At 50.5% G+C, this 14,169-nt stretch carries 2 protein-coding genes; both read right to left on the reverse strand.

Features of this window, described 5'->3' with window-relative positions; all coding sequences use genetic code 11:
• Positions 1-15: 15 nt before the first annotated feature.
• Positions 16-7,734 carry a type I polyketide synthase gene (locus tag G9F50_RS10655; protein ID WP_060562009.1) on the reverse strand — a complete coding sequence of 2,573 codons (7,719 nt, stop codon included), beginning with the start codon at positions 7,732-7,734 and terminating at the stop codon, positions 16-18.
• Between the two features lie 4 nt (positions 7,735-7,738).
• Positions 7,739-14,169 (reverse strand): SDR family NAD(P)-dependent oxidoreductase (locus G9F50_RS10660; RefSeq protein ID WP_165417732.1); only part of this gene is annotated, 6,431 nt, incomplete at its 5' end.

Below are 14,169 nucleotides of genomic sequence, written 5' to 3' on the forward strand. Positions count from 1 at the left end.
CCCCTTTTAAAAACGTCACGTTGTCACCTGCCAAAACGAGTCTGCAGGTGCAGTGCTTGTCTCTGCTTTTTTCTCATATTTCTTTAAAAGATCCGCAATGTCTGTTTTTTCATTACTTGTTTTTTCCGCTTCATTCTCCGTGCTGTTCCAGCCGCCCAAAAGCGGGTAGTGTTTTTTTCTGAATTCCGGCGGCTGAGGCGCCAGGTGATGTTCCCGCTGCCTTTCACCTCTGTATTCTTCAACGAGGATATGAGCATTTGTCCCGCCGTCAGGAAATGAACTCTGAGCTGCGACGCGGGGTTTCTTCTCTGAATGCCAATCAATGGGTTCACGATTAAAATGAATACGCGACGCTTCAAAGTCATAATGTTCAAATGGCTCACGCGCTGATAAGAAAGGCGGAATCCGCTTATGATAGACGCTCAGCACACATCGGATGAAGCCCGCAAGACCTGAAGACAGAAGCAAATGCCCCACATTCGGTTTCACCGATCCGATCCGGCAGGGCAGAAGCGTTTTCCGGTTCAGCTGATAGACATCTGAGAGCGCCTTGATTTCCACCGAATCAACGATTGGGGAACCGCCTCCGTTCACTTCTATATATCCAATGTCTTCGGGCGACTTTTCCGCCATGTCAAGCGCAGTTTGAATGGCGTCTCTCTGCGCTCTTATATTCGGTGAACCGGGACCGAGCGTCCGGCCGTCATTGTTTACCGAGACGGCTTTTATGACGCCGTAAATACGGTCTCCGTCCCGCACCGCATCGCTCAATCGTTTGATAAAAACCGCCCCCGCTCCTTCTCCGAGCACTTCTCCCGCTGATTCACGGTCGAATATATGAAACACGCCGTTCTCATTTAAAATATGGCGCGCTCCGAATAACCGGTGCGCGGACGGAGATAAGAGCAGACTCACCGAACCGACTAAGGCCGCGTCAATCCTTCCGGCCAAAAGGGCGTCTTTTGCAAAGGACAGCCCGATCAGCCCTGAGGAACATGCTGTATCCACGACAAGGCTCGGCCCTGTGACATTCAAAAATCGTGAAATGTTGGCCGCTAAATAGTTTTGCCCCGCCCCCAAAATCGGGTTAGGCGCCTGCAGGATATGTTCCATACCGGCTGAAGGCTGCGCCCTGCCGCCGATGTACACGCCGACTTTCCGGCCCGATAAATCCTTTTGGCCGTACCCGGCATCATAAACGGAATGAACCGCTTCTTCTAATATGATCCGCGCCTGCGGGTCCATAATTGCCGCGTCTTTTTCAGAGATGCCGAAAAAGCCCGCATCAAACATGTCGATATCATCAATCCACCCCGCATAATCCTTTGCATTTGCTGTTGCATGCCAGCGCGTTGCGGGGACAGGCCGGATGGCGGTGTTTCCTTTCATCAGCAGCTCCCAAAAAGCATCCGTTCCGCCCGCCCCCGGAAAACGGCAGGACATGCCGACGACGGCAATATCGTCTTCGGTATCCGCTTTCGGCTTCGTGGATGTTCTCTCTTCAGCGGCGGCGGTTAAATCAGGCTCTGCGTCCCTGTCTTGAACGAAACCATTTTCTTTTGTCACAAAATCGGCTTCATGATGCGCTGCGAAATAGTCAACCATTTCTGTAATCGTTTGATATTGAAGCATTAAGGACGGTGTTAACTTTATGCTGATCCGTTTTTGCAATGATTGAACCAATTCCGCAAAGAGTATTGAGTCAATTCCGTATTCATCAAACGGCATATCATCTTTTATCTGCTCATCCGTCATTTTCAGTTCTTCGCTGAAAACGGTGCGCACCCATTGACGAATCATGTCCTTCACCTTTTGGTCACCGGCAGTGCTTTTTTTCACGGGAGCTTCAGATTTCTTCACCTTCAGAAGATCACCAAAATCAGCCTCACTGTCTTCGGGAACACAAGGAATTCCGCAGCTTTGTCCGTTTAAGATGATGTAATCTAAAAACTTCAGTCCGTCTTCGACAGACAGCCTGGAAAGTCCTGATTTTTGATAAGCAGGTGTTTCCGGCAGGCCTTCAGCCATGCCGGTTTCTTTCCAGACGGGCCATTGAACGGCTTTAACAAACACGTTTCCTTTACCTGCTTGATGATTTGCAAAAGAGTCCATAAATGAATTAGCCATCGCGTAGTCACTTTGCCCCGCAGCAAGCGAAGGGATCAGACCCGAAACGGATGAGAACAAAATAAAAAACGACAGCGGCTCATTCTGAACAGCTTCATAGAGACCGCGAAGCCCTGTTACTTTCGGTGTGCAAACGCTTTCTATTTCAGTTTCGGTTTTGTTATAAAAAGCGGGGTGTTCTCCCATTGCGCCCGCGCAATGAAAAACGCCGGTAATCGGCCCCATCGTGCAGCGGATGCTGTCCGTCATTTTCCGGAGCCCCTTTTGATCCGTAAGAGAAACGCTGTAATAGCGGATCTCCGCGCCCCGCTCGGCTAACCTCTGCATCCGCTCGGCTTTTTCCGGGAGAATGCCGTCCTTTTTCATGTCTGCCCACTTTGAGGAATCGGGAAGCGGCTCCCGCCCCATGATGACCAGTTTCCTGCATCCGCGTGAAACGGCATGCTCCGCCGCAATTGCGCCGATCCCGCGCGATCCGCCCGTTATTAACAGCACATCATCAGACGAATAGGAAAGCTCAGGCGCCGCCGAAACATTCACACCCTGCTTCAGAAACGGCACATAACGGCGATTCAGCCTGTAGCAGCATTCACTGCCGCTTTTGGCCCGCGGCTGTAAAAATTCAGTCTCAATCTGTCTGCTTAATTCTTCTGTATGCTCAATCTCACAATCGCTATCTATCGTAAAAGATTGAATGTTGGCATACTCAGCGCCCAGCATCCGGTACAGCCCCGCCGTTTTCGCCCCTTGCATCAGAGGTTTACTTTCCTTGAAAGGCTGGAGGCGGTGTGTCACTTGGCTGAACACAGCGCCGCTATGACGGAATGATTCAAGAGCCTGCTGTAAAAAGGCAAGCTTTCCGTGTTCTATCTCTTCCTGCCGTTCATATTCCGCGTCATATGCGGTTATGTCGACGACCCCGAGTATCTGTTTGTTTTGAAGAGACTCCCGCACTCTGCCGTAAAGGTTTCGCCCCGATGCGGCGGCGTAATAATCAGCGCCGTCTTTTGCCTGATGGATGAAGCAGATCGTTTCAATATGGCCGTTTCCTTTAAAAAGAGCATCGGCCAATCGGCTCGTCTTATCCGTTGCAAGTATCATTACTGTTCCTGATAATGCTTCAGACTCCGCCGGATCTTGCTGCTTCCAGTCTTTTTGAAGAATGATCTTTTGGTTTTCCGCCGGTTCGTCTGTCTGTTTCCGGATATCCGCAGGCACAGGCACCCAATACCGCTCCTTCGCGAACGGATATACAGGAAGGCTGACCCGTTTCGGCTTCTCTCCTTCGTATAACAGGCTCCAGTCAACGGCGGCTCCTTTTGCCCACTCAGTGAGCAATCTGGAATATTGCTTGTTTTTCAGCAGCTCGGCCATTCCACTTGATGAAATATCATCTTGAGCACGTCCGCGGAAACATCCTTCAATTTCTGTTTTCCGTTCAAGCACATCCTTCAGTTTCGCTTGCAGACCGCAAACGGATGTAACGATAAATGCCAGCCGTTCAGGCATCGCTTCTCTGCCAGCTTGAAGCGTGTAGGCCAGGTCTTTAAGGTTGACTTCTTTTTCCCGTAAAAAGCGGTCATACCGTTTGACATATTCTAATAGGCGTTCTTCATTTTTTGCCGAAAGCAGAAACAGAACCGGCTCGTCTTCCCGTATATTTACCGATTTCTTTTCAGCCTGCGGCGGCAGATATTCTTCTATGACAAAATGGGCATTGCTCCCGCTGGCGCCAAAAGAACTTAAACCCGCTCTTCTCGGCTGGTCAGGATGTGACGGCCGTTCCCATTCTTCCAGCCGGTCCGCCACATAAAACGGCGTGTCCGGAAACGGAATATGGGGATTCAGCGTGTCCGCGTGCAATGACGGAAAGATTTCTCCATGCTTCAGCTGCAAAAGCACCTTTGTTAATCCGGCGATCCCGGCTGCTCCTTCTAAATGGCCGATATTTGATTTGGCAGAGCCGATGGCGCAAAACCGCTTCTTGTTTGTCCATTTGCGGAATGCGCGGCTCAGCCCTTCAATTTCAATCGGATCACCCAGAGACGTACCTGTTCCGTGGGCTTCAATATAACTCAATGTCTCCGGATCAATGCCGGCACTCTGAAAAGAATCTGTAATGACTTCCGCCTGTGATGCCGGATCAGGCACTGTCAAACCGGATGTTTTTCCGACATGGTTTAAAGCGGAGCCTTTTATGACGCCATATATCGGACAGCCCATTCTTTCCGCTTCTTGAACGGTTGTCAGTAACACCGCGCCGACGCCTTCTCCCGGCACATAACCGTCACCGCCGTCGGCGAAGCTTTTGCAGACGCCTTCTGAAGACAGAAATCCGGCATTCGCCAAAAACGCATATTTATGCGGGTGTGTGACCGCATTCACACCGCCGGCAAGGGCGAATTCGCACTCCCCTCTTTTAATGCTTTCACATGCCAAATGTATGGATGTGAGCGAAGAAGAGCACATCGTATCAACAGCCATTGACGGTCCCGTAAAGTTCAGGCAGTGAGACACGATATTCGGAACAGAGGCAGGCGTCACGCCCATAGACAGCGGTGTGCCCCGCTGTGTGATTTCAGCGCCGAACAGCTCATAATGGCTCCAAAACACACCTGCGAATACCCCGACGCGTTTTCTTTTTTGTGAAGATGGCCCGCGCGCCGTTCTGTCCTGATAAAAACCGGCATCTTCACAAGCTTCCCAAGCCGTCTCTAAAAACAGCCGCGCCTGCGGGTCCATCATTTCAGCCTGGCGAGGAGTCAGATTGAAAAACAGCGGATCAAAGCTGTCTATGCGATCTAAAAATCCTCCGTAACGGTAGAACTGATCTGCTTCATATGAGAAAGGATAACCTTTCCATCTGTCTTTCGGCATTGTTGTGATGCAATCTTTCCCTGAGCGCAGATTTTGGTAAAGTTCTTCGATGCTTCCCGCCTGCGGATATCTTCCCGCCAATCCGATTACCGCAATATCGTGCTCTTCTGTATGTCTCTCTTGTTTTTCGCTCCTTCTCTTTACAGCTGCATGGGATAATGAAGAGCGGTTCTTGTCTGCCATCGGAACCAATCGGGCCATGCTTTCAGTTACAGCCGGCTCCTTCCCGTATAAAATAACAGATTGCAGCTTGCCGAGACGCAGCATATATTCAAGTGCAGCCATCCCTTCCCCGGCCGGAAGCGGGCTGGTGCCCGTTGCATCATTCATGATCTCTTTCATCAAGCTGTCAACCTGCATGCCGCCATCTTCCCAAAGCGGCCAGTTGATCGTCATAGAAGCCCCGGTCCGTTCGCCTTTTTCCGCTCTGCAATCGCGATATTTCATATATTCATCCATAAAAGCGTTCGCTGCGGCATAATCTGTTTGGCCCGCATTTCCGGCCAACGCCGAGAATGAGGAAAATACGGCGAAAAACTCAAGCGGTTCATTCCGTGAAGCTTCGTCCGCATGAATCAGGCCGCTGATTTTCGGCAGGAACACCTGCTTCAAGTCAGAACTGTCTTTTTGGATGATAAATTGATCTTTTAAAACACCGGCGCAATGAAAAATACCCGTCAGCCGGCCGAAGGTTTCTGTAATCTGAGCAAATGCCCGCTCTGTTTCGGCTTTGCTGCCGATGTCCGCTTGAACGTAAAGAACTTCTGCGCCCAATGCTTTCAGTCTGCTGATCTTCTCAGACTGTTCCGGCGAACGGCCGATGAGTGCGAGCTTCACCTTTTCTTTTTCTGCAAGGTGACAAGCAAGCAGAAATCCAAGACCGCCGAGACCTCCTGTAATGACATATACGCCGTTTTGTTTCCAGGGAGACTGTGTCTGCCCGTCCAGTTTCTCAATACGTTCGAACAATCTGATCTGCCGTATATTGTCTTTATACCGAATGTCTGTGCAGCCTGCATGAGAGCAGTCTGCTTCTGTTCTAATGATTGCGGCCGTCTCACTTGGCAATCTCTCATTCTTGTCACAGAAGGTGATCACCTGAGTGCGAAGAGCCGGATTTTCAAGATGTGCCGTTTTCAGCATAGCCCCGAGAGCGGAAGACAATGCCGCTCCATTCTCGACGGCGCATACAAGCTGAATCAATGTATGTTCTTTCGGATGGTCTGTCAGTTCCCGTTTGAGCATACGAAATATGCGCTCGGCATCTGCTCCAAACTGCTCATCTGCAGCCTCATGCTCCCTTTTCAGTTCTATCACTTCCGCTTCCGGGCAATGTGCGCCGAGTTCACCGGTGAGACGGGGTTCTGCATCGGCAGCGATAATGAGATGACGGGTGTGTTTTTGCCCGTTCTGCACCGCCGTTTCCAGCGGATGATCTTTCCAGGCGGGTTCAAAAAACAGAACCTCATCAGCAATGTCAGCGTCTGATGTATGCCGTTCTTCGGCCGAATCTTTCAGCACACAGCCCGCTTCATTGATAAGGTAATCCGCAAGGCGGCGGACAGACGAATATTCAAAAAGCAGTGTCGGATAAAACTGCTGTTGAAAAGTCTGCTCTAATATCTTTACAAGCTTCAGCAAATGCGCCGAGTCAAGCCCCATATCATAAAAGCCTTTCCGCACATCAATATCCTGTGCCGGACGATTGATCAACCTGGCGATTTCCGACTTTATGTAAGTCACCATGTTTTGTTCCGGCGTTTGCTGTTCAGACACGTCTTCTGCGGCCACAGAATTTTCCGACTCACCACGGCCGCTTCTGTTCTGCTGAGGCGGCTTCTCTTTGTCTATCAGATGGGTAATCATATTCGCTTGTCTGACCCTTTTTACTGTCAGTTTCTCACATTCGGCCAATACGTTCCCTGCCCTGTCGTAAATCGTGAAGTCGGCCGAATAAACATCAGGTTCGCTATCTGATACGCCGCTTTCAGTGCGGCTGTTTTTCGCAGAATAAGTGTAAATCGTTTTCGGAAACGGCTGATACATGCAAAAACGATTGATCATAAAAGGAATATAAGGTGTGTCATTCTGCTTTTGGGCCGACAATGCAAAGGAAGAGCCGGCAAGGGTGGACGCATCCAAAAAAGCCGGATGCGCCTTAAATTTCTCCCGGAATCCTTCAGCCAAATCACTCAGAGTAAGCTCCATTAATTCTTCTTTATCCTGAAGCTGATAAACGGCCCCTTCATTTTTCATAAACTCGCCATGCTCAATATGGCTTCTTCTTGCAATTCCGTAAATGTCATGCATGTCCCATTTTCGGCTTGCGTTTTTCATGAACGCTTCAATATTCAGTTCTTTTGCCCGGGGCGTGTCTTCTTGCAAATAAAGCTGGCATTCCATATTCTCATCCCGGTTTCCGCCAAGCGGTGTGCCGTTTTTTGCTTTTTCGCTAGTAATCTCAACTTTCCAGCTGTCACGCGCCGGCGTAAAGGTCACATACAGGTGTTTATCAAACTCTTCAGATGTGACAACAGGCTGCTTAAAAATAATCTGTCTTAATTCTATAGGCCGTTCACCGAGATACCCGGCGGCGAGCCGATACAGCATATCTATTAAAGTCACGCCCGGGAGGACGCGGATTTGATGAACGCGATGATCCCGGACGATATAATTCGTATGGCTGATTTTCTGCAGGAACGTTTTGACTTGATCGGTGGCAACTGCCAATCTATCACACCTCGCTTATTTCAAACATTGCTTCTGTGCCCGCCTCATTTTCTTCCGCTTCGGACAACTGTGCTTTTTCAGGCCAATACCGTTGTTTTCGGTATACTGTCTGGCCGCCTTTCGGTTCCATGGCCGCTTTTCGCTCTTTCGGAATTCCTTCGTTGCTGACAATGATATGGGCGTTATTCCCGCCCAAACCGAATGCGCTGACCCCGGCCCTGAGTATCTCTTTTTTTCCGTTCCATCGCTTCAGCTCTAGCACAGGATAAAGCGGAGAATCTTTAAATTGGAAGCGGGGGTTCGGTTTATGGCAATGCAAAGTCGGCGGCAGTTCTTCATTGGCAATCGCCAGCAAAACTTTGATGATTCCCGCCGCGCCCGCCGCACTCAGCAAGTGGCCGATATTGCTTTTGACGCTTCCTACACCGCAAAATTGTTTTTCATCGGAATAAGCAGACAAGACATTGGTTAATCCCTTTAATTCAATCGGGTCGCCGATCAATGTACCGGTTCCGTGCGTCTCTACGTATGTCATGGTGTCCGGCTCGATTTCCGCTGATTGAACCGCCTGCTCAATCAAGTCCTGCTGCGCCCGGGGATTCGGCGTCGTCACGCCCATTGTGCTGCCGTCATTATTAATCGCAGAGCCGTCAATAACGCCGTATATTTTATCTTCGTCTTCTATCGCTTTTTCAAGCGGCTTCAGCATCAGCACTCCGCAGCCCTCTCCGATTCCTGTTCCGTCCGCATCGGCATCGAAAGATTTTGAACGGCCATTTGGCGATAAGATTCTCGCCGCGCTCATTGTGAGAAAAGGTTTTTCATCAAGCAAAATGTCAACCCCGCCCGCAAAGGCCGCTTCCGCTTCTCCATTTTGAATGGCCTGTACGGCCAAATGAATTGCCGTTAGCGAACTGGAACAGGCCGTATCTACGACCAGGTTGGGCCCTGTAAAGTTATAAATGTGCGCCATGTGTGCGGTAATAAAATTTTGCCCCGCGCCAATAATCGCATCTTTTTGCAAATATTGGAATTTCTGATGAAACGCACCTGCCCTTGCACCGGCAAAAACGCCGATACGGCGGCCCCAGAGATCCTCTTTTTGATAACCGGCATCGGCCAAAGCTTCCGCGCTCACCTCGAGCCACTGCCTTTGCAGCGGGTCTATCATCGGTGCCAGCGTTTCTGAAATATTAAAATACTCCGGGTCAAATTGATCAATATCGTGAATAAAACCGCCCCATTTACTGATGCTTTTTCCTTCTTGATATTCACCCGGCTGATAGTGTTCCCCGGCGTTCCATCTGTCCGGCGGAACTTCAGTGACGGCATCCGTTCCGCTGCGGAGATTCTTCCAAAATTCTTTTATATCTCCCGCTTTCGGAAAATGGCAGGCCATGCCGATGATCGCAACCTTTCCCCGTTTCCCAGGCTTATCTGCCTTTTTTTTGCCCCGTTTCGGCGTCTTCTGCAAAGGGAACTTCTCCGCGGGAACTGCTGCATCTGCCGAAAAAGCTTCCGGACAATGTACGGCTAAATAATCCGCGAGCTGTTCTATGGTAGGGTGTTCCAGAAGGACAGTCGGATCAATTGAAACGGACGGCAGTTTTTGATCGATCTTTGTCAGCACTTGCGCCAGAAAGATAGAATCCATTCCGTATTCCTGAAAAGGCACATCGATATCCATATGCGTTTCATCGATACTCAGCTCTTTTGCCAAAAGCGACCTTAGCCAAGATTGAATATCAGTCCGGTTATGTTCCCGTTTTTTTGTTTCAGGAGGTTTGGAAGCTGCTTTCATTCCTTTATGGGCGGCTGGCTTGGCATTTTCCAGCGCTTTGGCGTCCCAATCATGTTTCACTTGTGCCGGCAGCACGACAGCTCCGGGTCTTTCTCTTAAAATGTAATCAAGCATCTTGAGACCTTTAGCGTCAGAGTGCCGCAGCAATCCCGTTTGCTCATAAATCCCGCTTTTTATATCCCTGCTCATGCCCGTCTCATCCCATGCCGGCCATTGTATGCTAATGATGCCGCTCTCATTGTTTTCTGCAAAATAGTCCATGTAAGAATTAGCCATCGCATAATCGCTCTGTCCCGCCGCAAGAATCGGGACGGCTGCTGAGACAGATGAAAACAGGACGAAAAATGCCGGCGCATCATCCTTTACACTCTCATACAGACTGTGAAGGCCGTCTGCTTTCGGCGCGAGCACCCGCGCGATACTGTCTTTGGATTTGCGGAGAAAAGCAGGGTTTTCACGGTCCGCAATTCCCGCGCAATGCAGAATGCCTCCGACAGGTCCGAGCGTTGTGGTTACCTCTTTTATAAGCCGTCCGACGGCCTGCTTATCCGTCAGATCAACTGCTGAGACGCACACTTTTACACCTTGTGATTCCAGCTGCCGGATAAGCTGTATTTTTTCCGAAACGACAGGGTCTGTTTGCTCAAGATCCCACTCGGTTTTCGGCGGCAGCTCCTTTCTGCCTGTCAGAAGCAGTTTCTTCACACCGTATGCGGAAACGAAATGCTTGGCGCATAAAGCGCCGAGTCCGCGCGTTCCTCCGGTTATCATCAGGACGGCGTCTTTTGGAAACGCAGCCCGGTCTGTTTGCATGGCTTCTGGTTCAATCTGATCAGTCTGCCGAAGAACATAGCTGAAGCGCATGCCGTCCCTATAGCAAACAGCAGACTCCGTTAAGTCTGATTCAATTTCTTGTTTAATAAAAGCAGCTGTCTGCTCCAGCGGCTCTTCAGGATCAATATCGGCGTGACAGGTGAGAATATGGCTGTATTCATGCCGCAGCATGCGATAAAGCCCCGCTTTTTCAATACCGTGCATAACGGCCGCCTTATTTTTGAAGGCTTCAAGCCCTTTTGTAAGATAAAGCATTTTCATGTTTCCTTGTCCGCGGCCGTATTCAATCAGCTGCTGCAGCGATGCCACCCAGCTGATGTCCTGCCGCTTTTGTCGGGAGCCGCAGCCGGTGAAGTCAATAAACCCGGAATAGATGGCCGCGTTCGGACCCTGTAAGAAAGAGATGAGCTGATTTTCCTGCACAATGTCAGCATCATTCAGCTGTTTTTTCACCTCGGCGGCAAGGTCTTTTGTATCTTCAGAGACGATGAGCGCTATTTTGTTGTTGAACGGCTCGGATGAAGACACTGCCTCGCACGGTTCCCATGTTTTTTGCAATAATACTGTTTTTTGATTCGAAAGCGGCAGCTGTCCCCGTTTCGGCACCCAATAGCGGTCGGATCTGAACGGATAGGAGGGCAGGCTGATGCGGCGCGGTTTCCTGTCCGTATACAGCTGCTCCCAATCTGTGTCAAATCCGTTTGTCCAGAGCCGCAGCACTTTCCTGTATTTCTTTTTCTCAAGCCAGGCGCTGACGAGGTCAGCCGCGTCTTCATCGTCTGAGAACATGGAAATCGTGTTATTCTCGCGTTTTTTACGGCCGCTGATGATATCTTCGCTGTTTTTTCCCAACAGAAACGCGTTCAGTTTTTCAGTCAGTTCCTCTGCGGAGCCTGCAATGATTCCCAGCCTCGCTTCCATCGCGTCCCGTCCGGTCTGCAGTGTGTATGCGGCATCTGCAAGATCGATATCGCGGGATGATCCGTTCTGGATAAAATCTCGAAGGAGACGCGCTCTTTCTTTCAGCCGCTCTTCATTTTTAGCTGACAAAACAAAAAGAGATGACGCTTTCTCACTGGTTTCCTGCTGTTCCGTCTCACTTCTGCCCATGTATTCTTCAATAACGATATGCGCATTAACACCTCCGAAACCGAATGAGCTTACACCCGCCCGGCGGGGCAGGACCCGGCCGTTTTCATCACGCAGCGCTTCCCACTCCTTTGTTTCTGTCACAATGTAAAACGGGCTGTCCTTCAATTTGATATGGGGATTGATGTTCTCGCAATGCAGACTTTTGGCGAGCGTCCGATGTTTCAGCTGCATCAATACTTTGATAACGCCCGCAATACCTGCTGCGAGCTCCAAATGTCCGATATTTGTCTTCACTGAGCCTATCCCGCAATATCCGCCCGGCGCCCCGTCTGTTTGGAAAGCTTTTTTCAATGCATTGATCTCAATCGGATCTCCGAGTGCCGTTCCGGTTCCGTGCGCTTCTATATAAGTGATGGTTGACGGGTGAATACCGGCTTTTTGATAAGCGCTTTTCAGCACATCCGTCTGAGCCTGCGGATTCGGCGCGGTAAGTGACGCTGAGCGTCCGCCGTGATTTTCCGCTGTACCGCGGATGAGGCCGTAGATGTGATCCCTGTCACGCTCAGCCTCTGAAAGCTTTTTCAAGACAATCATGCCGGCACCCTCTCCTCTGACATAACCGTCAGCCTGATCGGAAAATGTTTTGCAGCGCCCGTCTTCACTGAGCATGCCTGCTTTTTGAAAACCGATATGCCCTTCAGGCGTGACGATCGTGTTGACGCCCCCTGCGACCGCCATATCACAATCTCCCGTTTCAATGGCTTTTACCGCGCGGTGAATGGCGACTAAAGAGCTTGAACAAGCGGTTTCTACCGGCTCGCTCGGCCCGTGAATATCAAGAAAATAACTCATCCGGTTCGGCCCGACGGACGGCACGATTCCGGTCATCGTATACCCCTCGACAGGAAGACCCGCCTTATTGATTAAAGTTTGATATCCGCTTCCCAGTGTGCCGGTGAAAATGCCGGTTTTTGTTCCGGCAATCCGTTTTGCTGAGTACCCCGCGTCTTCAATGGCTTTCCACACATACATCATTAATAGACGCTGCTGAGGATCCATCATTTCAGCTTCTTTCGGAGATATCCCGAAAAACAGCGGGTCAAACCCGGCGATTCCATCTATGAAACCGCCCCATTTAATTGACGTTTTATTTGCATCCGCTGCCGGATCGCCGTAATATTCGCGCCAATCCCAGCGATCTCGGGGAATTTCTGTGATGCAATGCTCTCCTTTTTGTAAACGTGTCCAGAATTCATCTATGTCTTTCGCCTGCGGAAAAATACCGCTGATTCCGATAATGGCTATCGGTTCGGTTTTTTCTTCTGATTTTCCTTTTACGGATACGGGCGTTTCCCGCTTGACATGAACGGCCGCCGGAGCTTCAGCTTTTCTTATTCCGGCTTTTGGAGCGGTTTTTAAACTCTCTCTTTCTAAGCCGCTGAATGCTTCTTTCCATTCAGATATCAAATGGCCGCTCAGTTTGCGCAATGTCGGAAATTCAAAGAAGATAGTCGGGCTGAGCTCAAGCTGATAAGACCGATTTAATAGATTGGTAAATTCAGTGAAAATGATCGAATCAAATCCGTATTCCGTCAGTTCGCTGTCAGCCTCAATATCTTTCATGCTTACCTTTAAAAGATCTGATACATGCCGCTTTAGTTTCTCTTGAACCTGATCTTTCAGATCTCTTGCATCTGCCACTGCCGGAGCTTGTCCGGCGGCGCTTTGTTCTTCGCCCAGATCGAAAATATGGCTGCGAATCCGTTTTTCGTCGCCTTCTGCCACCATGGCCTGGTGTTCTCCGGAGGCAAAAGCGGCGTAAAGCGCTTGGATGCCTGAGGCCGATCGCATCGCTTTCATCCCGGTCTGTTCATACATCATCCGTTCTGTCTCTTTGTCCACGCGCATACCGCCCTCTTCCCAAAGCGGCCAGTTGACGGAGAGGGTCTGCCCGCTCCGCTCGTTGTCCCGCACGAGACGGTTCCGGCGGGCTGCATAAACATCCATAAATGCGTTGGCTGCCGCATAACCGGCCTGCCCCGGATTTCCCATGCCTCCCGCCAAGGAAGAAAACAGGATGAAAAAGTCCAGCCGCACATCTTTCGCTGCTTCATCAAGATTGATAAGCCCTTTCACCTTCGGCGCCATGACGGTCTTCCGTTCGTTTTCTGTCTGGTTCAGAATGTAGTTGTCAGCGATCACGCCTGCGCCGTGAATGATCCCGTCGAGTGTTCCGTGCTCCTCCTGTATGCCGCGGACGAGGGCGATGACCGCCGCCCTGTCTGTCACGTCTACCGGTTGATACAGTACGCGGGCACCCGACGCTTCCAAGCGCCGTAAGCGGGCGGAGCGGTCTTCATCAAGCGCTTCCGCCCTCCCCGTTAATACGAGGACGGCATTTTTGACGCGGGAGGCTATTTCTTCAGCGAAAATCAGGCCGATGCCGCCCGCTCCCCCTGTGAGGAGGTAGACCCCTTCGTCTTTCCACGGAACGGCGCCGCTTTGAGGCGCCGGCAGATGACGCCAGTTTCTGACGAGACGTTTGCCGTCTTCATAACGGATTTCCGCTTGTTCAGGATGCGTCCGGTTTTCTTTCAGCTTGGCAAGAAGCGATGATGCTGACTCGTCCGGATCGGCTTGGATGACTTGGCCGTACAGCTTCGGATGTTCAAGGTGAGCCGTTTTCAGAAAAGCGGCCAGCCCCGCCA

The sequence above is a fragment of the Bacillus sp. EKM206B genome, assembly GCF_011066015.1.
Classification (GTDB): Bacteria; Bacillota; Bacilli; order Bacillales; family Bacillaceae; genus Bacillus; species Bacillus velezensis.